At 50.9% G+C, this 25,501-nt stretch carries 12 protein-coding genes; 4 read left to right on the top strand and 8 right to left on the bottom strand.

Features of this window, described 5'->3' with window-relative positions:
* The first annotated feature begins 68 nt into the window (after nt 1–68).
* Nucleotides 69–10,094: an SdrD B-like domain-containing protein gene (locus EIH22_RS08815; protein ID WP_235001844.1), complete on the top strand. Its 10,026-nt coding sequence runs from the start codon at nt 69–71 to the stop codon at nt 10,092–10,094.
* A gap of 202 nt (nt 10,095–10,296) precedes the next feature.
* Here the strand turns inward: EIH22_RS08815 and EIH22_RS08810 are convergent, their stop codons facing one another.
* The 5 genes from EIH22_RS08810 to EIH22_RS08790 form a co-directional block, all read right to left on the bottom strand.
* Complete coding sequence (locus EIH22_RS08810; protein WP_124055428.1) at nt 10,297–11,238, bottom strand: ROK family glucokinase; 942 nt, start codon at nt 11,236–11,238, stop codon at nt 10,297–10,299.
* A gap of 30 nt (nt 11,239–11,268) precedes the next feature.
* A complete protein-coding gene (locus tag EIH22_RS08805; protein WP_160149064.1) occupies nt 11,269–11,919 on the bottom strand; it encodes a TorD/DmsD family molecular chaperone in 651 nt (216 codons plus the stop codon).
* A 440-nt stretch (nt 11,920–12,359) separates the two neighbouring features.
* On the bottom strand, nt 12,360–13,373 hold the full coding sequence (locus EIH22_RS08800) for a dimethyl sulfoxide reductase anchor subunit family protein (RefSeq protein ID WP_124055422.1): 1,014 nt from the start codon (nt 13,371–13,373) through the stop codon (nt 12,360–12,362).
* 2 nt (nt 13,374–13,375) lie between these two features.
* Entirely contained in the window at nt 13,376–14,014 is a 639-nt protein-coding gene (locus EIH22_RS08795) for a DMSO/selenate family reductase complex B subunit (protein WP_124055426.1), read from the bottom strand.
* A 13-nt stretch (nt 14,015–14,027) separates the two neighbouring features.
* Nucleotides 14,028–16,517, bottom strand: a complete 2,490-nt coding sequence (locus tag EIH22_RS08790; RefSeq protein WP_124055425.1) for a DMSO/selenate family reductase complex A subunit — start codon at nt 16,515–16,517, stop codon at nt 14,028–14,030.
* A 409-nt stretch (nt 16,518–16,926) separates the two neighbouring features.
* On the opposite strand from EIH22_RS08790, the gene EIH22_RS08785 reads away from it, so the two are divergent.
* Nucleotides 16,927–17,580: a TetR/AcrR family transcriptional regulator gene (locus EIH22_RS08785; protein WP_124055424.1), complete on the top strand. Its 654-nt coding sequence runs from the start codon at nt 16,927–16,929 to the stop codon at nt 17,578–17,580.
* A 107-nt stretch (nt 17,581–17,687) separates the two neighbouring features.
* Nucleotides 17,688–18,665 (top strand): esterase/lipase family protein, encoded by a 978-nt coding sequence (locus tag EIH22_RS08780; RefSeq protein WP_124055423.1) that lies wholly within the window; start codon nt 17,688–17,690, stop codon nt 18,663–18,665.
* Between the two features lie 75 nt (nt 18,666–18,740).
* On the opposite strand, the gene EIH22_RS08775 is transcribed toward EIH22_RS08780, so the two are convergent.
* The 3 genes from EIH22_RS08775 to EIH22_RS08765 are packed head-to-tail and all read right to left on the bottom strand — an operon-like array spanning nt 18,741 to nt 22,993.
* Nucleotides 18,741–19,754: a dimethyl sulfoxide reductase anchor subunit family protein gene (locus EIH22_RS08775; RefSeq protein ID WP_124055422.1), complete on the bottom strand. Its 1,014-nt coding sequence runs from the start codon at nt 19,752–19,754 to the stop codon at nt 18,741–18,743.
* Nucleotides 19,755–19,756: 2 nt separating this feature from the next.
* Nucleotides 19,757–20,395 (bottom strand): DMSO/selenate family reductase complex B subunit, encoded by a 639-nt coding sequence (locus EIH22_RS08770; protein ID WP_124055421.1) that lies wholly within the window; start codon nt 20,393–20,395, stop codon nt 19,757–19,759.
* Nucleotides 20,396–20,398: 3 nt separating this feature from the next.
* Nucleotides 20,399–22,993 (bottom strand): DMSO/selenate family reductase complex A subunit, encoded by a 2,595-nt coding sequence (locus tag EIH22_RS08765; protein WP_124055420.1) that lies wholly within the window; start codon nt 22,991–22,993, stop codon nt 20,399–20,401.
* A 484-nt stretch (nt 22,994–23,477) separates the two neighbouring features.
* Between EIH22_RS08765 and dnaK the strand changes: the two genes are divergently transcribed.
* Nucleotides 23,478–25,367 (top strand): molecular chaperone DnaK, encoded by a 1,890-nt coding sequence (dnaK, locus tag EIH22_RS08760; RefSeq protein ID WP_124055419.1) that lies wholly within the window; start codon nt 23,478–23,480, stop codon nt 25,365–25,367.
* Nucleotides 25,368–25,501: the final 134 nt, after the last annotated feature.

The raw sequence follows: 25,501 nt of genomic DNA, 5'->3' as shown, positions 1-25,501 counted from the left end.
TGGTCGGGCCGGTTTCTAGTAAGCTTTTAGCCCTGATTGTATCATTGTTATTATTGTTTCCTATTTCGATGGCGCAGGGTGTGGGCACGAATGGTGCTATTGACCTCCTTGCTGGCGTGAAGCCTGCAGGCACCTCCACGAAAGAAGTTGTGGGTGGCGCCCAAGCTGTGGGGCAGGGTGAGCTAGTTGAGGTTTCGGCGGTTGCGTCTTTTCCAAAGCCGGTTGAACAGCGTGAGTTTGTGCGGCCTGATGGTTCATTTGATACCACCACGTTTGTACGCCTTGACGTGTCTGGTCTCGAGAACTGGCAGAATCTGCAACTGTTCGTCAACGATAAGCCTGTACCATCGGTGATGGCTGATCCTGCGGCCTCTACTGCTGCTGGTTCAGCGGTGCACCCGTGGAATGCTTCGAGCTGGGTTATACAAAATGTTGGTACGGACGTTGATCCGAATTATGTAGCGTACGCTCCGCTAGGCAATGTGGCTGGTCTGGAAGCTGGTGGCACGGTGAAGTTCGCTGTTTCTGGTGTGGTGCCGGTAGGTGCGAAGCCGGGTAGCGTGATTGATGTTTCGCAAGTTGTTGCTGGTTATGCTTCTGGCTCAGAGACTTTTGTAGCTTCTCCTGAAGTTGGCAAGGTAGGTGTGGCTAATCCTAAGCTTGCCATTACAAAGTCCGCTACTCCTACTGATTCGGTAGCTCCGGGTGCTGTAGTGACCTACAGCGTCAATGTTTCTTCCACTGGTGGATCTGCTTTTGGTGTGAAGGTTGTTGATGTTCTGCCTGCCAGCGTAACTGTTGCTAACGCAGGTGGTGGCACGTTTGATTCTGCATCGAATTCTCTCACGTTCGACGCGGGAAATATCTCTTCGGGTAGTTCGCGTCAGGTTACGTATTCTGTGAAAGTTGGCGATAGCGCTTCTGGAGTTTTGACGAATAAGGCGACGGTGTCTGGTTACGCTGCTCCTGAGGTCGCCGGTGTGTCTCGGGTTGCTTTGGGTAGTGTGAGCGCACAATCGAGTGTGACGGTTGCAGGTAAACAGCCAAGCATTTCGGTATCCTCGGCTACTGATTTGGTTCACCTTGGGGAAGACGTCGATTACACCATTGACGTACTTGTTCCTGCTGGTACCACGTTGAATGAAACTACGGTGATGGCAGCACTGCCGCAAGGTACCCAAGCTATTGGTAAATGGCATGTGTGGACGCGTTCGGTGACTATTGGTGACGGAACTACACAAACTCCGCTGAGTTATGAACAGTTGGGCATGGTTGACGTGGGTTCGGTGAAAAACACTGGATGGTATTTTGCTGCTCCGATTGCGCCGGCGTCGACTGATCGGCATATCCAGATCAAAGTCGCGTTGGACGTATATGGAAATGCAGGCGACCAAGTTGTGTTGCCTGTAGCTTTGGGTGCGAATCCTGCTCCGATTTTGGGTCAGGCTAAGCCAGATCCGCGCGCGTGGCCTGACTATACTTTTAATGCTAAGGCCAGCGATCCGGTAACGATTGGTTCAATTATTATTGAGTCGGTACCGGTTGAGGCTACTACAACGTGGACTCCTGATCGTAATCCTGCTACACCGAAGAAGATCGCATTCAAGGTAACGAACAAAGGAACATTGCCAGTAACCCAGGTTTCTTTGCGGCGAAGCGCCGATGCGGAACCGTTTATTAGACTTACAAGTGATAGCACTACAGGTGGGACTCTTGTTCCAAACCCGCGGGTTAAGGAACAGTATATTACCGGTTCGTCGGCTTGGTTCTACGTGATAGATTCTCTGGCTCCGGGTGAGACGGTCACGATTGAGCGTAATCTTGATGCGCCTATCAACAGCACTTATATTAGGCATGAGGATAAGAATCCGGTGAACTTCTGGCTAGAGCCATATTATGCGAGTGCCAATGGTCAGGCTATGTGGCTTTATGATACTTTGCCGAACCAGAAGATTTTCTCAAAAGAAGCAGTAACAATTAGCTATCCAAAGCTCACATTTGATGCTCAAATTGAGGGTAGCTCCACCTTTGCCACCATCGACCACCCCACGTTCACCTATTTCGTGACGAACCCTGGCGATGCTTCGATGTTCGATCCGGTAATCAACCTCAAGTGGACGGGAACGGCAGGTGACTGGGGTCAAAACCACTCCATTACTGCTAAGTTGCCTAATGGCACCACTGTACCAGGCTATATCACGTATAACGGTGTTGGTAATCCGATGTCGGTTAAATTTAATGGGGTAAGGATTGGTCCAGGCGAGACGCTCACTGTAACGGATCTCGTTGGCAATAATACTTTCGTTCCAGGTGGCTGGACTCTCGATGCCGATGTGAACGCAGCTGATAGCTTCGGAGCCCGTTACATTGGGAACACAAGCCAGTATTGGTTGACGGGTAAGGATTCTCTTTCAGGAACGATTGACAAGGTCACTTTAGTAGCTTCCAAACTTCCTACTGATACTAATCATGGCACGATTGTGTCTGGTAAAACTTCCGAATATGCGTTGACGATTCGAAATTCCGGCACAGTAGATGCAACGAATGTGAGCATTTCTGATTCTTTGCCGGCACATTTGACGTATGCAGAAAACCTCATGGCGGGCGGCGTACCACAGGTGAGTGTGCGCGGTACCTCTGCTACACCGAATATTTCAGTTATTAGTGGATCAACAACTGCGAAAGACTGGCTGATTTCCTCTATTCCTGCTGGTACTTCAGTTACGTTGACGATCCCAGTTCAACATGATGGAAGCACTCCTACTCCTAATGAGGTTGCTGCTTCGAATTCGATTGTTAAATCTGCTTACGATGCTCCACAGACGGTGACTGGCTACCTCGATGTGATGCCCTTTGTGGTGCGACCATCAGTGGTAAAGACGGCGGATAAAACGTATGTGATCCCAGGCGATACCATCACTTATACAGTGGATATAACTTTGCCTGCTGGGCAAACTGAAACGCAGTATGGGCTATCGTTTATCGATAAGTTGCCGCGTGGAGTGAAGCTCGTATCTCAAAGTGATCTCTCTGTGGTAGCTGGTGCGCAAGTTGTGGCACAGAAGATGACCACAACCGATAACGCTGTGAATGGCATCAGCACTATTGGCTGGAAGCTTGGCACCTGGGAGGCTAATGCTCCTATAGATACGCTATTACGTGGCACGTACACCGTTCAGGTAGATAAATACTATACGGGCAGCTCAAAGCTACTAACGCCGCCAACGGGAACGATCGTCACGGAACTTTCCCTCGATAAACTCGGTGGAAATCTTGTGAACTCTGCTGGTATGTGGTGGTCAAGCGATTCGGCATTCACGGCACCAGCTGCTGCACCAGAAGTGGCTAACCTTGCTGGTTACACTGGGCGCAGCGAGTTTGCGGTTGCAAAAGTGAATGTTGATTCCCCTGATTTGACTGTAACTAAGACGGTTGATGCGCAGGTATGGGATCCAGGCGATACTGCTACGTTCACCGTGAAGATCACAAATAAGGGCGATCTGGCGGCAACGAATGTGCTTGCCCACGATGATCTCGGTAGTGGTTCAGGTACAGGTTACAAGCTCACTGACGTAGCAGTTGCGTCGGTCACTGGTGGTACCGCTACGGTAGCAAACGGAAAGATTTCCATCGCTGCTGATTCGATTCCTGCCGGTGGTACGCTCACGCTGGTATACACAGCGAAAATGCCGGTATCGGGTGACCTCAAGGCAACTTATATTAATGGCAGTCCAGTTCATGCGAAGGTAGTGAACCAGGTGACGATCGATTCGTTCACCGCTCCAAATATGGCGCAAGCGTGGACGAACCCAATCACTGCGAGTGTAACCACCTACGTGCGCGCACCGTATTACTGGGGCTACAACGTAAATATTGATCAGTGCCAATCTGGTCTTACCAAGGGTCAAGCTGCAAGCTTGCGTTTCTCTACAACGGTGGGAAATCATAACTTTGGTGCATCGATGTCACCGCAGCAGGGTACAGCCTACGATTCGGTGATGACTTTACAAATCCCGATCGGTATTTCCGTTACCTCGGTATATGTTGGGTCACCATTGAATAAGACGTTTCAGGTGGCAGATGTGCTGGTATCTGGTGATGGTTCCACTACTAAGCAGACCTTGAAGATTCCATTAGGTGATGTGCAAACAAATGCCAATGTAAGTATCCAGGTTGCTGGTGTTGCAGCTAAGGATATTACGGCTTATGGTTTTGAACAGGCGAGCTTCCACCTCACCTGGAAAGATTCTTTGGGTTCCGTCAACTATGGTGCAAACATAGGAACTTCTGTGGCGTACGTAATGGACGGTTGGTCGTCGTGCTACAAGTCCATGCCAAACCTCAATACTACGTATGGTCCACAGACTGTGAAGCCGGGAGCTACTGTCACGTTCAACGGTACCTTCATGAGCAATATGTTTAATGTGTCTGGTAACGGTACAGTCGTCGATACTTTCCCTGCTGATGTTACTTATGTGCCAGGTTCTGCGAGCTTGGTGAATACGAGCACTGGAAAGGCCTTAGTGATCGGTACTGACGTGACCGAAACGATCACTACCGTTGGTAGTGGTGCCGATACATACCAGGTTGTAACCTGGAAAATTCTGCCCGATCTACCAGAGAAATCTGCTATCACAATAGCTGTAAATGCTGTTGTTGATGCTGATGCGAAAGTAGCAAACACTGTTTATAACAATATGAGTGTGTACTACGATTCCATGAAGCAATTCTGGACCGATGGCACACTGCGTGGGCAAAATGCGCTGTATATTCTTGATCCGAAGAGTATTAAGCTCGAGGGAAATATCACGCCAAACGCGGTGATCGCTGGGCAACCTGCTAAAGCAGAAGTTGTCCTCACCGTGCCCGCAGTGGACAAGCTCACGAATGTAGATTGGAATGTGAGCACAGTTGGTGATTATTTCCAGGCAGGAACACCCACTTTGGAGTGCGTGAGTAACTGTAGCGATATTCCGAACTTACCACGGAGCCTTTCGTGGTACGCGGACTCATCTGCCACGATAGTAAAAGCCCCCGGATCCATCGGACCGCTATACACGAGAATTATTTTTAACAATATTCCAATTACTGATATGGAACGCGTATTCAAATTGAGTTACGACTACGTTTCACGCGATCCTAACTTGGTGGCAAATGGTTGGAGCCTACATAACGGAAGTTTTAATTCATGGGCGGGTCATTACGTTGCTGGCACGTTAAACTCTCAGTCGTATGCAGGGGCAAACATCGAGTCAGATGCCGCTGAGCCTGTGGTCGCTGCGCAGTGTAGCCCATCAATGGTTGGGCCAGTACAAGCTGGTGGTGCTCCAAACGTCGCCTGTACCTATACTGTGACGAACCCATCTAATAAAGCAACCATTAACTCGTATACCTTGGTTGCGGACCCGCGTGAGCAAAGTTTGAAACAGTACCCAGGTGCTCAGTCCGCCATCGGTTGGAAAGTTATGGACGCCGGCACCGGCACGGCAGGATCGGATGCTACCGTGCGCTGGAACGATGTGACTCCACTCAAACCAGGAGAGTCGCGCAGCTACACAGTGAAATACATCGTTGACGGTATTTCTCAAGCGCAACCCGTTGATTACTATGGAAACAAGGTATATCAGCCTGCTACAGTAGACGTGCGAGTGACCGATTGGGTGCTGTATTCCCCCGGTTCCTTACTTGGGCAATATGCGATCAGCCGCACTTGGGATCAATCGGCGAATAATGTGCAACCGGTAATCAACTTTGCGGTGCCAAGCTTTAGTATCCAGCAAGGCGCAATTATGCCATATAGTATTGATCCACAACGTCCAGAATCTAGTAAATATTTGTTCTATGTAGACCGGCGCGACCATCATTTCTCGGATGCATCCCAAGAATTTAGTCAGTATCCATATGGATATCCAGGAAATGTTAATGGAAATAATAGTTACGTTCCTGCTCTTGAACCGGAAGCAATGATGGTTACACCTGGTAAAGCATTTACTATGGCTACCAAAATTGACATGGCGGGTGCTTCGTTAATTAACTCAGTGAACCTAACTACTAAACTACCTGCCGGCTTTACTTATGTTCCAGGATCAGCACACCTTGTTGACGGCTGGAGAACATACTCAGGTACTGGCTCTTACCAGAAAAACACAAATGGACAGTTCGTGTACGGAGACACTGCTGAGGTAATTCCTTCGTATAAGGACCCGATGGTTAAAGCTGCTATCAATACCACGTGTGTGACTGACCGTACCGATCCGCGTGATCTAGCACCAGTGAATACCGGTGGGGAAACCTTGAGCTGGCAGTTAAGCCCAGCCGACTTGATTATGGATCCGAATAAATCTTGGTTAAGCAATTCCCTAGGTAGTTCATCCAAAGTTATTATCTATGACGTAATGCCGGCTACCGCGTTGGCAGACTGTGTGAACAGCAATTCGTACATGTTTGATCATTGGAATGACATAGATGAATATATGGTTTCTACAAATAGTGACCCAAGTGGACTAGATCGTTCTCACATCAAATTACGTTTAACTGCCTTCACTGCAGAGGCGAATGGCTCCTTGGAGTTGCTGGATCGCCCTGGTGACCCAATGATCGCCACAGATACGGATAACGTGACGATTTCTGATCCACTCAATGTGAATTCTGGCCCAGATGATGCCCCTGTGAAAGCTGGTTCAACTACGGCTGCCTTTGAAGTCACTACCTCTTATTCAGCTGGCGGTATTTCTCCAGATTTAACGATTATCGATACGATTGATGGTGCTGCTAATTACAAACCAGGCACGGCAACCGCTATCGATGCCAAAGGCACGGTGGTGGCACTTGCCGAAGAAATTATTTCTCAAACCACTGCCCAAACTGTAGTGAAATGGACGATCAAGGGCACCGCGGATGGAAATATTCGTACCTATCAAGGTATCGGTGCAGAAAACGCATTCAACGGCAATACTGCGCCAAAGGCAACAGTGCTACCATCAACCGTGAAAATCAGAATCCCAGTGGAGATTCCGGCTTCTACGCCTGAAGGTACCAAGGTGACCAATACTGCCCAAGTAACATCTCAAGAATTCCATGGGCAAACGTACGGTCTCGACCAGATGAAGCCCGGTTATGCACTTTTGATTGGAGACCAGCCCTCACAGGCTTACACCTATTCAATGATGCCATTCCGGGAAATCACCAAGACTGATGTGGGTTCGCTTATTGTGCATAACCCATCGGCACCTCCAGTGATCACTATGAAAGTTGATCCAACGGTGGCACCAGGTGGCACCTACACGGTGTCAGGTCCATTGGCTCTGCCAGCAAACCTGGCCTGGTCAAGTGCCTACGTACTCTTCACAGTGCCCGCTCGAGTGGAAGTAACAGATGCGAAGATTGGTGTGTGTGAACCAGGCGCCAACTACTGCGCCGATCTCGCTAAGCAGGTCAAACTGTGGGATCCGGTGAAGAACGTAGATGGCACCACCACCTACGGCTACTGGCTCGGTGATATCGGTGCTTCTGGTGACGTGCGTACCTTGAGCAATACGTTCAAGCTCCACACCACGAATCCAGATGGCACCCCATCCGTGGTAGCAGGAGATCAACTCCCTGTGAAAGCCACCGTCTATTCAGACACGGACGCTGCCACCGGCACGGGCACCGCAGAAGTTGCGGCAAACTTGCTCGGCTCACTCACCACAGGTGGAGGACTCCTGCCATCAGGCTTCGGTGCGAATACGCCAGCGCCTATTACAACTAAGGACACAGTAACGCCACCTACGACGATACCTACCACACCGCCGTCGTCCACCTACTTCCCGCCAGCCGTTTCGAATGGCGTGACTGTAGTCGGCGAACCGAAGTTGGCAATCACAAAGTCCACTCCGACTCCACAACCGGTAGCGCTCGGCGGACGCATTGACTATGTAGTCACAGTGACCAACAATGGCACCGCACCTGCATACGGTGTTGCGTTGACCGACAAGGCCGATCAGAACCTCGTCAATGTTTGGGTAGACGATCTTGGCGGCATGGTGCTGCGCAAGGGCTGGACGGCAGCTGCTCCGTGGATGGAACTGCGGGTGCCAGTCATTGATCCAGGTCAGACGCTTACCGTGAAGTACCACGGTACGGTGTCCACCACGATCGATCAGTCAGCATCCATTGTGGATCACCTGACGAACACAGTACAGCTAGGGGACTTCGCCTCGCAGCCTGCCCCGTACCCAACCGGTACCCGGATTTACCCAGGCTCGACCGTTGGCACGCAAACCACCACGGTGAAGATCGCTGCGCCAGGCGTGGCTATTGCAACCAACACCGGTGCTCAGTGTGACAACCCAGTGGCGATTGGTGCTCCAAACCAGACCATGCACTGGTGTTCACCGATTACAGTAGCGAACCAGTCAGCCTTGAGTAACGTGGTGCCTACAGTGAAATTGCCGTCCGGCTGGACTCCGGTTGCGGGATCCTACATGGTTTCGCAGGTAATGAACCCAGGTGATACACCAACGCTCACTCCGGTGACGCCGGTCTATGATGCGGCTACGCAGACGCTCACGTTCCCACAGCTCGCGTCTATGCCAGCTGGTTCCTCGTTGCGCTTCGTATTCGATGCGACGCCATCGACGAACGCTGAGGCACAAGGAACGATGGTTACCTCAGTAACTGCGATCACGCCGTCGGGATTGAATATTTCCGACTCGCAACCGACCGCATATACGCTGGTAGGCACCGATCTGGGCGTAGTAAAGACGCCTGCGATGATCTCGCGTGGATTCACTGGCGCTGCTGGTGCGGACGTTGTATGGAAGGTCGTTGTTTCTAACACCTCGTCTGTGGATCAGACCAACGTGCACGTGGTCGATACCCTCCCAGGTAAGACTGGCGTGGGCAATGTGACCATGAAGAACGTGGCCGTCGTGGCTGCGGGTGGGGCAAGTACGCCAGCTCCTGCAACAGTAGCCGCCGGTGCAGATGGACGCGAAGTCCTCACCTGGGATATTGCTTCCTTGCCAGCTGGTAGCCAGGTAGAGTTCACGGTGACGGGTACGATCAGTGCGCTGACCACCACCGGCATTGATGTAGTGAACTGGACCAACGACGTTCAGGCAACGTCGAACCTCGTCACAACAGCAGTTGTGGCACAGGCGAAGTTCGAACTCCTGCGCGGCGCCACGATCGCCAACACGATCTGGGATGATCTGAACGGCAACGGCATCCAAGATGCAGGCGAGCCTGGTTTGGCTGGCGTGGAAGTTCAGCTCACCAAGGACGGCCAGGCCGTTACGGACGTGAACGGCAACCCTGTATTGACGGCTGTTACAGATGCGGACGGTAACTACAGTTTTGCTAACCTGCCTGCTGGTGACTACCATGTAGCAGTTGTTGTGCCTACCAATATGGTTGCTTCTAGCACCAAGCAGGGCACCGACACGGCGGCTGATTCTGACGGCACCGCATTCGATGTGAAAGTGGCGAATGGCCAGGTAGAAAGCTCATTCGATACGGGCATTTACAAGCCTGGTAACGTGAGCGGCGTCGTCTGGAAAGATGCGAACGGCGACGGCATCCGTGACGCAAGCGAAGAAATTTTCGCGGGCGTGACGATCACCCTCCTCGACGGTACTGGCAAGCCGGTACTCGACGCTTCTGGTAATCCAGTGAGCGTAATCAGCGGTGCAGATGGTAGCTACACGCTCACTATTCCGCGCCCAGGCGAATACACGCTGGAGTTCAAGACCCCTGATGGTTGGGTGAGCGTTCCAGTTCATGCTGGAACCGATACTGCGATTGACTCAGACGGGCCGTTGGCTGGGCTGAGCGTGATCTCCGGTGCGAAGTTTGTGAACGTAGACGCTGGATTCAAGCCAGTACCAGTGCCACCAGCTCCGGTTGATCCGACGCCGACCCCGGTAAATCCAACGCCTGTGCCTGTGGCTCCGACGCCAGTTCTGGAACCAGAGCAGCCGGCAGCTGAGACTCCAGCAAAGGGTCTGGCCCATACCGGTTCGCAGATCCTTGGATCAGTGTTTGGTGCGATGGTGATGGTGAGTGCAGGTTTGGTTCTCGCTACCCGCCGTCGTAAAGAAGCCAAAGCATAGAACGATGCATTAGATGGCTCAGGGTTTAGACAACTGAGCCATCCAATACACAAGGAGAAGGGGTTGCTGGATAATCAGCAACCCCTTCTTGCATATATTTACAATGCAAACGTGCCCTGGAATTCTTGACTAGAGAGTCGTTCCAGTTTTCGTTCCGCTAACAGGTAACTCCAGCATAAGTTTTAGCCTAGTAGAATTTAGACTATTGCAATGCTAGGTTCGCTGCACCAATCAAACCTGCATAATTCCCTAGTTTTGCTAATACAATCGATGGAAGTGGCCGCAGTGTACGAGCCGTCAGCCGCATTTCGAATTCGTTGCGTACGGGTCCAAGGAGTAAATCCCCAGCTTCGGAAACCCCACCGGATAAAACAAATACCTCAGGATCGAAGATTGCAGCTAGATCAGCAATACCTTGCCCGAGCCAGCGCCCTAGATCTTGGAAACAGGTGCGTGCCGCTGGATCGCCGTCGTTGGCAGCCTGGGTAACCATATATCCATTGAGTTGGTCGATTTTTCCCTCGCATAGCTCTAGCATACGAGATGCAAGCTTCGGTGATTTTGTTGCACGCTCGCGAGCCACGCGAACCAGCGCATTGCCGGATGCATACATTTCCCAGCAACCATTTTCGCCGCAACCGCAGAGCAATCCTTCTGGGACCATATTCATATGCCCGATTTCGGCGGCAAAACCGTATGAACCACGTAGTAGGTTTCCTTCGATGATCACGCCACCGCCAATGCCCGTTCCAACAGTTACCGTGATTGCGGACGATCTTCCTTTGGCGGCACCAAAGCGATATTCACCCCATGCTGCCGCATTAGCGTCGTTTTCAAGGAAAACAGGAAGGCTAACCGCTTGGGCCACCTTCATTGCCAGCGGCTCGTTCTGCCACGAAACATTTGGCGCCAAGATAATCGATGACCGAGCATTATCGATAAAACCGGGTGCGCCGATTCCGACGGCACTAACGTCGTAGGAATCTTTGAGTGTATTGACTACATCAATAACGGTCTGAACGGATTTTGCTGCGTCGCGAGCGGGGGTTGGCTTTCGAGAAATTGCCAGGATTTCGCCGTCTTCATTGACTACTCCTGCTGCAATTTTCGTGCCACCAACATCAACGCCGATTGTTAGTGTCATGAGGATATTCTTACACGAAAGATGTATTTATTACGATTCCATAAGTCCCGATTCGAGCTCCTTGACAGCACCGAGCGAGATCGAAAGCAATCCGCGAATAAATAGGGAGTCCGCAAGCTCGTGAGCTTCCGTCAAGAAGGTCGGAATCCAGAGGCTGGCATGATCTTTATAGAAGGTGACGACGGCGTTGCGGTAACGTTCAGCGTCGGAAGGGGCGTTGTTGTCTAGCGCCGTCAACCAAAAAGTGAGTACCTGGGCGATGAAATCAAACTCGAGACCAATGTGATCGTCTGGTTCGCGGTTAAGGTTCGGTGCCTGGAGGTTGAGCTCGCGGTAGAGATCGCGCACTTCGAGGGTCTGAACATCGAAAACAAGACCGTCTTGACCGCGGTGTACTGATTCATACGGTGCAATCTTGGCGGTTGCAGTACGTCCATAGAGAAGGTTTAGATCATCGGCAATATCGCCAGCATCTTCAGAATTTTCAAAGGATTTATTCCATTCGGAAAGGCCTGTGATCGTTTCGGGAAGGGTTGATTTTCCAGTAAATTCTTCTTGAAGTGGCCACTGTGTGTATAAAGTCTTTAGCTCCTCCAAAATTTCCGGTGTAGGTGCAGTGAGGTGAAGGCGGGCGAGCGTTGAAAACGATGTGGCGAGGGCTTCAAGGTGGACGTGATTCACAAGAAACTCAATTCTGTTGATAGGGATTCGGATTTGAATCGTTGGCTATCTTAATTCTAATTGCTTACCTGAGGAAACTCACTTTTCGCAATTGGAAAGACTTGGTAAGCAATGTAAATACGCCTAAGAGATGGATACCGGATGGGGTTAGCCTACTAGGGTTAACCCCATCCGATGATCAACATTGGGACTAGCCCGGTTGTTTAGTTGTTGTTAGATTCCGATTCTCATCATGGAGTCGTAGTGGAGGGATCGTCCCATGAGTTCGGTGGTGAGGGTGATGGCGAAGGTTGCGATCACGATCCAGGCGAGTGGGGCGGGGTTGGTGTGTAGTGTNAATGTAAATACGCCTAAGAGATGGATACCGGATGGGGTTAGCCTACTAGGGTTAACCCCATCCGATGATCAACATTGGGACTAGCCCGGTTGTTTAGTTGTTGTTAGATTCCGATTCTCATCATGGAGTCGTAGTGGAGGGATCGTCCCATGAGTTCGGTGGTGAGGGTGATGGCGAAGGTTGCGATCACGATCCAGGCGAGTGGGGCGGGGTTGGTGTGTAGTGTTTGGCCAGCGATTTTGTAGGTTGCGATGGCTAGGACTACGGATGCGATACCTAACAGGGCGAGTCGGGTGATGAAGAATCCTCCACTGAACACGGCTGCTGATGCTTGGGCGGTAGCGTTACCGTTAGCTAGGTTGGAAATATGGATCGCGTAGGTGATGACGATCAGCATTCCTGTGATAGCGGCAGTAACAGCTAAAGCACGTACCACGTTCGCTGTGATGGTCCATTCGGTTTGTGTGGTTGGGGCGTTGATCGCGGTTGCGTTACGCTTCCATCCCAACGTGTCTTTACCGTCAGTGGCTACTGGTTTTTCTGGTACGGCTACGGGGGCAGTGTTCTTGTTTTTGTGTAGGCGGATCAGGGCTGTTGCCATGAGGGCGGCTGCTACTGCTAGGGCTCCGAGGATGATAGCGGTAGCGAAGAAGTGGATCATCACGATGGGGGTGTTCCATGCTGGTACAGCTTTTAGGCTCATGTAGATCATGCCCATGCAGATGATTAGGCCGGTGCCTACCAGTGCTGCGAGGATGGCGATGATGGTGCGGAGTTTTTGGCTACCGAGGTTAAACCATTGTGTGATAGCGAAAACGAAGCCTAGGCCGGCGAAGCCGGTACCGAAGAGGATTTCGCGGGTGAGCCATGAGGAGTTGAAGTGGCGTAGGACGTTTAGGACGTGGAAGGGGTCGTTCATGTGGAGCATGGATACTGCTAGACCAGCGATCATGATCGGTCCTAGTACGTATAACACGGGTAGTGTTAGGCGTTCTACGGTAGTGGTGTTGTGTTTAGAAGCAAGGCGTAGTTGCATGATGCCTAGGATGATGAATGCTCCTACACACATTTGAGCGATCACCGTGAAGAGGATCATTGGTAACTCATGTACATTCATTCTCAGATCTCCTTCGGGTTAACAATCGAGCCAGTGGCTGAGTCCCAAGACTGAGCGTCACGATGTGGCTTGATGACCAAATGCGGATGAGTAATGGAAGGATCTGGAAGTGGAGCTACGGCATCGGTATCGCCGTATTTCTCGCGAAGATCCTTGATTGGGCCCCAATCTAGAGCGCGTGAAGGGCATGCCTCAACACATGCGGGGTTTTGTCCGGTTGAGCGGTAGTCGTAGCATAGGTCGCATTTGGACATGTGTCCGGTTTCTGCGTTGAATTGTGGTGCTGAGTAGGGGCAGGCCCATTCGCAGTAGCGGCAGCCCACGCATTTGTCTTGGTCAACATAGACGGTTCCGTCTTCGCGTTGGGTCATTGCTGTGGTTGGGCATACCTGCATACACACCGGGTTTTCACAGTGATTACACGAAACCGACGTATAGTAGGTGAACACGCTCGGTGAGAAAGTATCGTCATTTTCAGACCACGTTCCACCGGTGTATTCAACGACTCGACGCCAGTTCACACCAACAGGCAAATCGTGCTTATCTTTACATGCAATCTGGCATGTTTTGCAGCCATTACATGAAGTTTGATCGAAGTAGAAGCCGTATTTTGCTCCGGCAACAGTTGCATTTTCAGTCATGATTGCTTACTCCTTACGCCTTCTCAACCTGAACGAGGTTCGTGTGCTGGCCGTTACCCTTTGATAGTGGGGTTGGATGCTGTGACGTAAGCATATTCATTGCTCCGCCTTCATCTACGCCGTCTTTATTAATCTTGATCCAGGCGCCTTGGGGCACTGAGATAACTCCCGGTGCGATACGTGGGGTAACAAAAGCAGGCGAGGTAATCGTGCCACGATCGTTGTAAACCTTGATCACGTCACCGTTTTCAACACCGCGTTTTTGTGCATCGAGCGTGTTAATCCAGATCTTCTGAGGGTGCGCCTCGATATTCTTCGAAAGGTTTCCGTAGGTTGAGTGAGTACGGCTCTTGTAATGGTGGCCGATACACTGCAATGGATACTTATCGTTCTTCTTGGCTTCGAGCGCACTTTCGCGATGATCAACCCACATAGGAATCGGGGTGATTTCGTCTCCGGGAAGAGCGTCTGGGAATTGCCACGTTGCGGCGAGCTCAGCAAGACGGGTGGAATAGATTTCGATCTTTCCAGACGGCGTCTTCAACGGATGAGCTACTGGATCGGCACGAAAATCTTTGAGTGGAACAGTTAGCCCATCTGGACTCGTGTAACGGTAAACTCCCTTCTCTTTCAATTCATCGAAAGTTGGGAAGTGTGGATGCTTTGCACGGTTCATATCCTGAAGATGACGCGCCCACGCTTCGGTTCCCTTATTCCCTTCGTCGAACTTATCACCGACGCCGAGGCGGTGAGCAAGATCGGAACAAACCTCAAGTGCTGAGCGGGATTCGTAAAGTGGATCGATAGCTTGTTCGATCATGATTTCGTACGCAACGTCACCCGTGTATTCGGAAGGAACAAGATCCCAACGCTCCGCCGTCGTGGTATCAGGTAGCACCAGATCACAGAGCTTCATCGATGGAGTCATCTGGTTGTCCATACCCACGATGAATTCACACTTGGAATCATCGTCAAGAATTTCGCGGATACGGTTGATATCACCGTGCTGGGAAGCAAGCATATTCGAACCGTAAACAACCATGAACTTGATTCCGGTGCTGAGCTTGTCGACGCCGCGAACACCGTCCTTAAGTGCTGTCATTTCTTCACCGTGATCGATGGCATCGGTCCACTTGTAGCAAGAAATCTTCGCTGGCTGAGGGTTGTCTCCGTTTGGAAGCCACAGTGACTCCGGCCAGAAGTAACCTTCACGTCCGCCGGTTCCGCCACCAGGAAGTCCAACGTTTCCAGTGATTGCAGCCAAGATGTGCAAGGCGTTAGCCTGGTTTTCACCGTTGGCGTGGCGCTGAGGTCCCCAACCTTGGCAGATATTTGCTGGCTTTGCTTGAGCGAGTTCGCGTGCAAATTGACGGATGGTTTGTGCAGGAACGCCGGTGATCGCGGCTGCCCACTCAGGGGTCTTCTCAACCTTGTCGTATCCGGTACCCTCGATGTAGGAGCGGTACGAAGAATTTGCAGGTGCTCCAGCAGGCATATGGGCTTCGTCGAAGCCGACGGTGTACTTATCAAGGAAAGCTTGATCATGCAGGTTCTCCTTGAGCATGACGTGAACCATTCCGGCAATAAGTGCCGAGTCGGTACCAGGGCGAATAGCGATCCATTGATCGGCAAGAGTTGCGGCTGAATCGGAGTAACGCGGATCAACTACAATGACCTTCAAGCCAGACTTCTTCGCAAGCTTAGAGGTGTAGGCAAGGCCGCCACCGGACATGCGGGTTTCTTGTGGGTTATTGCCCCACAGAACGAGGAGCTTCGAGTTTTGCATCGAATCTTCGAAAGAGTTCGAGATCTGCTCGTCGTCGGTGCCGTAAACGTACTTCGTACACTGCGTGATCTGGAGGTATGAGTAGTTCCCGTAGTATCCGAGGTGGCCACCAAGGAGGTTGAAGAGGCGATGCCAGCCGCCAGAGTAGGCGAGGTGGGCATTCCAAACGCCTGAACCGTAATTCTTGTAGATTGCCTGGTTGCCGTACTTCTTAATTGTGTATTGAAGCTTTTCGGCGATTAGGTCTAGGGCTTCGTCCCAGCTGATCGACTTAAATTTCGAATCTGAGCGTTTATCACCGACACGAAGCATTGGAGTCTTGATGCGGTCAGGGTTATAGATACGTTCGCGCATATTACGACCACGCGGGCACGCAAGAATATTGCGATTCATGAGGGTGTTATCGCCAGTGTTATCTGGCAGTACACGCACAACCGTGCCGTCTTTCACCTGCAGACGCAGTGGGCAGCGTGAACCACAGTTGACGACGCAAGCGGACCATACAGTCTTGTCCACGCCTTTCATTCCAACGGTTGCTGCCTGCGCGGGCTTTGGCGTGCCAAGATTCGTAGTGGTCGCTACTAAGCCGGCTGCACCTGCTGCAACGCCTGACCATTTCAGAAAGGTGCGACGCGTCGGGCCCGACGGTATCCCCTCAGGTTGTGCAGAACTGGTGGCGGCCGTGTGTTGGGAGACGTTGTTAATCGTCGTTTCCATTAATACCTCCAATGTATTTTTACGCTGAAGACCTAGGCGCTGATTGACACTTCATATGATGTAGTCAAACAGCGTCACACAAATCCACGTCCATGAGGATTGCGCAGGTCAAGCCCTTCTTTATCAATACTAATTATGGCGACACGTGTCGTTTAGTTGATTTGCTAGTATTGTCCAAAAATACGCAATTTTAGAATGTTTCTGCAGGTCAAGAATTTGTGCGACTTTGGTTGCGTAATTATTTCGGACGGCGCCGGCAATTCTGATTCGTTGAAAACTCGCGAAAAATACGAAAGTATTAAACGACATCCCAAATAGGACTTAAGTGTGGATTTTTAAGAAGTTTATGAGCTTTCTTCTAGGTTGGAGGAGAACCTCGGTATCCTTAAATAGGAAGAAATGGGGAGTGATGCTTCATAACACGGATCCGCGTTTTTTGCGCGTGCGCGAGAACCTGCGTCTCGCCGTCTTCAAACTGGCTTTGGAGAAACCGGTGGAGGAGATTACAGTTGCGGAATTAACCCGCGAAGCGGGAATTTCGCGCACTACGTTCTATAAGCACGGTTCCAGCCCGGCCCAATTTATTTCTGAAATAATCATCGAAGAGCTCGAACCTCACCTTAATAAGATGAGTGCGATCATGGCCGAACCGACGTCGGATTACTTGGTACATTGGCGCGATGTATACGCGGATATTCTTATCGCGCTCAAAGAAAACAAAGAAATCTATGTTCCGATGTTTTCGCAAGGAGCGGCATCGGGAATACTTGGTTACGTAATCAGCTATCTGTCTGGGTTCTATGAAGACTACGTCCAGCTTTTCGAACAGCACGTTGCTAATGACATCACCCCGCTGTGGAAGGAAATGGCAGTAACACAGCAGGTGCATAATTTCCTAGCGGTAGTGGGTGCGTGGTGCCGTCACGATTGCGCAGAGGATCCAATCATGGTTGTGAACACCTATCTTTCGTTGGCTCCTCCATGGCAGCTTGCCCGCTTTGATTCTGATGGAAAAACTTTCTTGGGACGTTCTTTACGGTTTCTTGAAAGCACGAAACGTTAACCCATTATTTTTATTTGAGTCCTTGATAGTTCTGTTATATAAGCCATATAGTTCTAGATACTGGGCCATGATCTAGAGTGGCATCTCACTACAGTAAAGAGGAACAAATGAAAAAATTAAGTGCGCTAGTCGCATCATCAGCGGCTGTATGTGCGCTTGCGATCGGAGTAATGACGCCTGCGCAAGCAATTACCAATAATGATCTTCCAGGAGTCGTTTCTGACTATACTGATCTTGGGGCACCAACCGGTGGCGAAAAACCAATCAAGAATTCGCATACTGAAGCGAATATGGTTGCGTCTAACTATCGCTACACTCCGGTAGGGACGAACAACTGGAGTTGTAAGTCAGACAAGAATCCGATCGTTCTTATTGCAGGAACGTCATCAAATTTTTATGATGACTGGGCAAAGATGGGTCCTGAGCTCGTAAAAGATGGATATTGTGTTTTTGGTTTTAACCATAATCCGGCTAAGGTAGCAGGCGTTGTATACAATTCCAAGCAATTCTCTGGCGATATTCGCGATTCGGCGTTTGTTCTTGGCGTTTTTGTTGACCGAGTTCTTGCGGCTACAGGCAAGAGCAAAGTGACTCTTATTGGGCATTCTCAAGGTGGCGGAGCACTACCTGTTTACTATCTTAACCGACTTGGTGGAGCAGCTAAAGTCTCACATCTCATTGGTTTAGCTCCGAGTAACCATGGGACGACGATGAATAGGTCGTTTCAGAACACAACCCGTGAGCAAGCGGACGCAATGACTAATGGAATTTTGCGTGACTGGAACGCTCAGGGACTGCCTCAACAGATTTCTTCAGGTTCATTTATCCAAGACCTATACTACGAGCATGGTCCGGTGGCGCAGGCAGGTGTTGCATATACCGTTATCGCTTCGAGCACAGATCAGACGGTTACACCGTTTACAAATTCATTTATCAACGAAGCAAATGTTCGTAACATCCAAGTTCAAAACGTTTATCCGAATTTAAACACCGATCACGCTAACTTCACCTACTACAACGAAATTATTTCGATGGTTAAGGCTGAGCTTGCAGCGCCTCCAGCGCCTGCAACTGGTCGTGGCTGATTATTCTAATAAAAGGTGCCTGGCATTTATTGAATGCCAGGCACCTTTGCTTTGTTCTGGGAGTACCAGTTGTTGTTAGATTCCGATTCTCATCATGGAGTCGTAGTGGAGGGATCGTCCCATGAGTTCGGTGGTGAGGGTGATGGCGAAGGTTGCGATCACGATCCAGGCGAGTGGGGCGGGGTTGGTGTGTAGTGTTTGGCCAGCGATTTTGTAGGTTGCGATGGCTAGGACTACGGATGCGATACCTAACAGGGCGAGTCGGGTGATGAAGAATCCTCCACTGAACACGGCTGCTGATGCTTGGGCGGTAGCGTTACCGTTAGCTAGGTTGGAAATATGGATCGCGTAGGTGATGACGATCAGCATTCCTGTGATAGCGGCAGTAACAGCTAAAGCACGTACCACGTTCGCTGTGATGGTCCATTCGGTTTGTGTGGTTGGGGCGTTGATCGCGGTTGCGTTACGCTTCCATCCCAACGTGTCTTTACCGTCAGTGGCTACTGGTTTTTCTGGTACGGCTACGGGGGCAGTGTTCTTGTTTTTGTGTAGGCGGATCAGGGCTGTTGCCATGAGGGCGGCTGCTACTGCTAGGGCTCCGAGGATGATAGCGGTAGCGAAGAAGTGGATCATCACGATGGGGGTGTTCCATGCTGGTACAGCTTTTAGGCTCATGTAGATCATGCCCATGCAGATGATTAGGCCGGTGCCTACCAGTGCTGCGAGGATGGCGATGATGGTGCGGAGTTTTTGGCTACCGAGGTTAAACCATTGTGTGATAGCGAAAACGAAGCCTAGGCCGGCGAAGCCGGTACCGAAGAGGATTTCGCGGGTGAGCCATGAGGAGTTGAAGTGGCGTAGGACGTTTAGGACGTGGAAGGGGTCGTTCATGTGGAGCATGGATACTGCTAGACCAGCGATCATGATCGGTCCTAGTACGTATAACACGGGTAGTGTTAGGCGTTCTACGGTAGTGGTGTTGTGTTTAGAAGCAAGGCGTAGTTGCATGATGCCTAGGATGATGAATGCTCCTACACACATTTGAGCGATCACCGTGAAGAGGATCATTGGTAACTCATGTACATTCATTCTCAGATCTCCTTCGGGTTAACAATCGAGCCAGTGGCTGAGTCCCAAGACTGAGCGTCACGATGTGGCTTGATGACCAAATGCGGATGAGTAATGGAAGGATCTGGAAGTGGAGCTACGGCATCGGTATCGCCGTATTTCTCGCGAAGATCCTTGATTGGGCCCCAATCTAGAGCGCGTGAAGGGCATGCCTCAACGCATGCGGGGTTTTGTCCGGTTGAGCGGTAGTCGTAGCATAGGTCGCATTTGGACATGTGTCCGGTTTCTGCGTTGAATTGTGGTGCTGAGTAGGGGCAGGCCCATTCGCAGTAGCGGCAGCCCACGCATTTGTCTTGGTCAACATAGACGGTTCCGTCTTCGCGTTGGGTCATTGCTGTGGTTGGGCATACCTGCATACACACCGGGTTTTCACAGTGATTACACGAAACCGACGTATAGTAGGTGAACACGCTCGGTGAGAAAGTATCGTCATTTTCAGACCACGTTCCACCGGTGTATTCAACGACTCGACGCCAGTTCACACCAACAGGCAAATCGTGCTTATCTTTACATGCAATCTGGCATGCCTTACATCCGGTACAAATCTCCTGATCGAAGAAGAATCCGTAGTCTGCGCCAGCAACAGTTGCTTTCTCAACCATTGTTTACTTCCCTGCCTTTGCGACGTTTGCCAATACTGTATGGCTGACGAGACCGCGTGCCAACGGAGTTGGGTGAAGCGACGTCAGTGTGTTTACCGAGCCAGAAATATCGACAGGCTTCTTTGGATTAGCATCCTTTGGAAGGTCGAACTCTGCGCTTGGAAGTGGTTTGTACCAAGCGCCCTGTGGAATCGACATAACTCCCGGTGCGATGCGCTCAGTGACCTTAGCTTGGAGCTGAACGGTGCCACGCTCGTTGTAAACGAATACGACGTCGTCGTTCTTGATTCCACGCTCCTGGGCGTCAATTGGATTAATCCATGCCGTCTGGATGTGAGCTTCCTTTAGCCAGTCAACGTTTCCATAGGATGAATGTGTACGTCCTTTGAAGTGGTGGCCGATTACCTGCAACGGGAACTTCTTGTTTTCGCGTGCTTCCAACGCACCTTCCCAAGTTGCGGTGAATTCTGGAATAGGAGCGAGGTGGTCACCTTCGAGACGTGGGCGGAAGACGCCGTACTCCCATTTCTGGGCGAGGTTCGCCAGACGTTGTGAGTAGATTTCGATTTTCCCAGACGGGGTAGTCAACGGGTTAGCTGCTGGATCAGTACGGAAATCCTTAAGCGGAATAACCGAACCCTTGTTCTCACGGTAGATTCCCATCTTCTTCCACTCATCGTAGGTTGGAAGAGATGGAGACTTTGCGCGCGAAGCGTCAATCGTTGCACGAAGCCACTCTTCGCGAGTCTTGCCACCGGTGAACTTTTCCTTTACACCGAGTTTATCTGCAAGTTCGGTACAGATATCGAACATCGACTTACACTCGTACATTGGGTCAATTGCCTGCTCGGAAACAATGCCGTAAGCCATCGGTCCGCCATTTTCGCCACCGTGGAAGTCGAATTCTTCCGCGGTTGAGGTGCCTGGTAGTAGGTAATCGGAGTAACGAGCGGAAACCGTGTACATGATGTCACAGGTGACGATGAGCTCTGCTTTGGATTCGTCTTGCAAGATGTCAACCGAGGTGTTGTTATCTCCGGTCTGGTTAACGAGTGAGTTTGAACCATACTGGAAAACAGCCTTGATTGGAACGTCGAGCTTGGTGTTTTCAGGCTGCATATTTGCATCAACTGGAACCTTCAGGGAGCGTGAACCGTCTTCAGGCTTAACACCAACACCGGCATTGAAGGTATTCATTTCTGGACCATGGTCAACAGCATCGAGCCAGGTGAAACAGGAAATAATCTTGTTTGAATCGTTCTTCATTTCAGAAACGAATGGACGCTTAATTCCGAATCCGGCGGCAGCCTCACGAGCTCCGGTTCCTCCACCGACGACGCCGATGTTTCCGGTTACAGCCGACAGTAGGAAGATGGCGCGCGAGGTGTTTTCACCATTGGCGTGACGCTGAGGTCCCCAACCCTGGGTGATTGCACATGGCTTTGCAGTTGCGATTTCGCGTGCGAGCTGGCGAATGCGGTTAGCTGGAACGCCGGTGATTTCGGCTGCCCACTCAGGGGTCTTCTCAACCTTGTCGTATCCGGTACCGTCAATGTATGCACGGTAGGAGCTATTTGGCTGAGCTCCGGCAGGCATATGGGCTTCGTCGAAGCCGATGGTGTACTTATCGAGGAAGGCTTGGTCGTGCAGGTTTTCCTTGAGCATGACGTGGATCATTCCGGCGATAAGTGCGGCGTCCGTTCCTGGGCGTAGTGCTATCCAGTCGTCACCAAGTGCGACTGAGGTTTCCGAGTAACGTGGGTCGACGATGATCGTACGAACGCCAGCCTTGCGCTTAGTCTCTTGGGTAACGAAGGTGTGTCCTCCACCGGACATGCGAGTCTCGAGAGGATTATTACCGAACATGACCTGCAACTTAGCATTCTTTGCGTCGTCGAAGGAGTTCGACCCAACCCAGCTTCCGTAGAAGTATGGGTAAGCTTGGGTGATGTTTGTGGTGGAGTAATCCGAGTAGTGATCGAGGTATCCACCGAAAGACTTAAGAAGACGTGCAGTTGGCGATGCCTCTGGTGGCCAGGAGCATGCCATGATGGAGCCGAGTACGCCGGTTCCATACTGGATGTAGAAGGCTTCATTTCCGTACTTAGACTTGATTTCCTTCATCTTATCGGCGATCTCGGTGAGAGCCTGATCCCAAGAGATCTCTTCCCACTTTTCCTCGCCGCGCTTGGTGCCGGGCTTACGCTTCATCGGCTTCTTTAAGCGATCAGGGTTGTAAATACGGTGACGGATCGAGCGACCACGAACACAGGCGCGAACCTGCTGGTTTCCGAGGGTATCGTCTCCGGTGTTATCTGGGAGTACACGTACAACTGTGCCGTCTTTCACTTGTAGACGCAGTGGGCAACGGGAGCCACAGTTGACTGTACATGCGGACCAAACGGTCTTATCGGCGTCTTCCATTCCTTCAACTTCAGCTGCGGTTGCCTTTGTGGGCATGCCGAGGTTGGTGGTGGTGGCAACAAGTCCAACAGCGCCAGCTGCTACACCTGACCACTTTAGGAATGTGCGGCGGGACGGCCCGCGCTGCGCGGCGGGAGTACCAAGTTCTTCGGTACTCGAAATGGTGTGATCCATTGTTAACCTACTTTTCCTAACTAGCGTCTGTTGAGTGTTCCATCTAAATTAATGTTCCACTCAAGGAGCAGAAATATGAGAGAACATATTGCTCTTTACCGTAAAGACTAATCTCAACGACACCTGTCGTTTAGGAAAACAGTCCCAAAATGCTTGAAATAACGTCAAAATAGAGTGTTTTCGCAGGTCAAGAATTAATTATGCTTAGCTTGCGTAAATCGAAATGGCAATATTTTGACCTTGAATTGGGACCTTTGCGGCGGGGTGGTGGGGGTGGTGGAAGCTTGCCCACGCTGCTCTGAATTTTATCTTTGGGATTTCGGGAATAAAAATACGACTTCCAAAGTTGAGTGTAATAGACTCAAGAATTGATAAGTCGATTGGACATAACTTCAGTCGAGTGTAAGACTTGAGACCAAGAACAAAATGTAAACTATCGGGCACAAAGCAACACGAGTGCCCGAACCGAATAAGGAGACAACTTATGGCACGTGCGGTAGGTATCGACCTTGGAACTACCAACTCCGTCGTCACCGTCCTTGAAGGTGGCGAGCCAACTGTTATTGCGAATGCTGAAGGCGCTCGTACCACACCATCCGTCGTTGGCTTCTCCAAGACTGGTGAAGTTCTCGTGGGTGAAATTGCAAAGCGTCAGGCTGTAACCAACGTTGATCGCACGATTTCCTCTGTGAAGCGTCACATGGGCGATAACTCTTGGAACGTCCAGATCGACGAGAAGTCTTACAACGCGCAGCAGATTTCCGCATTCATTCTTCAGAAGCTGAAGAAAGACGCTGAAGCATACCTTGGTGAGCCAGTAACCGATGCAGTTATCACGGTTCCTGCTTACTTCAACGACGCTCAGCGTCAGGCAACGAAGGATGCTGGTCAGATCGCTGGCCTGAACGTTCAGCGCATCGTTAACGAGCCTACCGCTGCAGCTTTGGCCTACGGCCTTGAAAAGGGTAAAGAAGATGAATTGATCCTCGTATTTGACCTTGGTGGCGGAACCTTCGACGTTTCTCTCCTTGAGGTCAGCAAGGATGCTGAGGACGACTTCTCAACCATTCAGGTTCGTGCAACCTCAGGTGATAACGAACTTGGTGGTGATGACTGGGATCAGCGCATCGTTAACTGGCTCGTTGAGCAGGTAAAGAATAACTACGGTGCAGATCTTTCGAAGGATAAGATTGCTCTACAGCGTTTGAAGGAAGCTGCTGAGCAGGCCAAGAAGGAACTTTCCTCAGCAACCTCTACTAACATCACCCTTCAGTACCTCTCGATGTCTGAAAACGGTCCAATTCATTTGGACGAGAAGCTTACTCGAGCCAAGTTCGAAGAGATGACGAAGGATCTGCTTGAGCGCACCAAGATTCCTTTCCAGAAGGTTATTGACGACGCCGGTATCAAGCTTTCCGAGATCGATCACGTGGTGCTTGTGGGCGGTTCGACCCGTATGCCAGCCGTGACCGAAGTTGTTAAGGAACTTACCGGTGGACGCGAGCCAAACAAGGGCGTGAATCCAGACGAAGTTGTGGCTGTTGGTGCAGCTCTTCAAGCTGGCGTTATCTCTGGTGATCGTACCGACGTCTTGCTCATTGACGTCACCCCACTTTCCCTTGGAATCGAAACTAAGGGTGGCGTGATGACGAAACTCATCGAGCGAAACACCGCTATCCCAACCAAGCGCTCGGAAGTCTTCTCTACTGCAGAAGATAACCAGCCAAGCGTTTTGATCCAGGTCTACCAAGGTGAGCGCTCCTTTGCTCGCGATAATAAACTCCTTGGAACCTTTGAACTTTCTGGCATTGCTCCCGCTCCTCGTGGTATGCCTCAGATCGAAGTTACCTTCGATATTGACGCAAACGGAATTGTTCATGTGGCTGCTAAGGACCGTGGAACCGGTCAAGAACAGTCGGTAACCATTACCGGCGGTTCGGGACTTTCGAAGGAAGACATCGAGCGCATGGTCAAGGAAGCCGAAGAGCACGCAGCTGAAGACGAAAAGCGCAAGGAAGAAGCAGAGGTTCGTAACGGAGCTGAGCAACAGGTCTACTCGATCGACAAGTTGATTGCCGATAATGGGGATAAGCTCGATGACGCCGTGACTACCGAGGTTAAGGAAGCAAACGACGCCCTTCGCAAGGCTCTTGAAGGTGATGACCTTGAGGCGATCAAGAAGGCTCAAGAAGATCTCAGCACCAAGGCTCAGAAGATTGGTGAAGCTCTCTATGCCCAGGCACAAGCTGAAGGTGCTGCAGGAGCAACCCCTGGTAGCGAAGGATGGACCGACGCCGCTAAGGCTGCTAAGAACGCTTCCGAAGACGACGTCGTTGATGCTGAAATCGTAGATGACGACGAGAAGAAGCACTGAAAGCAAGCGTAAAAGCTTGATCTTTGGACGATTGTGAGCGCGCAAGAGAAATCTTGTGAGTGACTCTGCTAGTGGCGCACGGCCAGACGGTGGTGCGCCACTAGCCACAACAAAGAAAGATTAAGCGGATGTGG

The sequence above is a fragment of the Arcanobacterium ihumii genome (genome assembly GCF_900604515.1).
Classification (GTDB): Bacteria; Actinomycetota; Actinomycetes; order Actinomycetales; family Actinomycetaceae; genus Arcanobacterium_A; species Arcanobacterium_A ihumii.
The sequence above is the reverse complement of the archived record's forward strand: the minus strand, read 5'-3'. Positions and strand labels throughout refer to the sequence as shown.

Coding starts and splice junctions, on each gene's coding strand:
- EIH22_RS08810 (WP_124055428.1), bottom strand. CDS start 11,238: ATGACACTAACAATCGGCGTTGATGTTGGTGGCACGAAAATTGCAGCA.
- EIH22_RS08795 (WP_124055426.1), bottom strand. CDS start 14,014: ATGACTGAAAATGCAACTGTTGCCGGAGCAAAATACGGCTTCTACTTC.
- EIH22_RS08770 (WP_124055421.1), bottom strand. CDS start 20,395: ATGGTTGAGAAAGCAACTGTTGCTGGCGCAGACTACGGATTCTTCTTC.
- EIH22_RS08785 (WP_124055424.1), top strand. CDS start 16,927: ATGCTTCATAACACGGATCCGCGTTTTTTGCGCGTGCGCGAGAACCTG.
- EIH22_RS08790 (WP_124055425.1), bottom strand. CDS start 16,517: ATGGAAACGACGATTAACAACGTCTCCCAACACACGGCCGCCACCAGT.
- EIH22_RS08815 (WP_235001844.1), top strand. CDS start 69: ATGGCGCAGGGTGTGGGCACGAATGGTGCTATTGACCTCCTTGCTGGC.
- EIH22_RS08775 (WP_124055422.1), bottom strand. CDS start 19,754: ATGAATGTACATGAGTTACCAATGATCCTCTTCACGGTGATCGCTCAA.
- EIH22_RS08765 (WP_124055420.1), bottom strand. CDS start 22,993: ATGGATCACACCATTTCGAGTACCGAAGAACTTGGTACTCCCGCCGCG.
- dnaK (WP_124055419.1), top strand. CDS start 23,478: ATGGCACGTGCGGTAGGTATCGACCTTGGAACTACCAACTCCGTCGTC.
- EIH22_RS08780 (WP_124055423.1), top strand. CDS start 17,688: ATGAAAAAATTAAGTGCGCTAGTCGCATCATCAGCGGCTGTATGTGCG.
- EIH22_RS08800 (WP_124055422.1), bottom strand. CDS start 13,373: ATGAATGTACATGAGTTACCAATGATCCTCTTCACGGTGATCGCTCAA.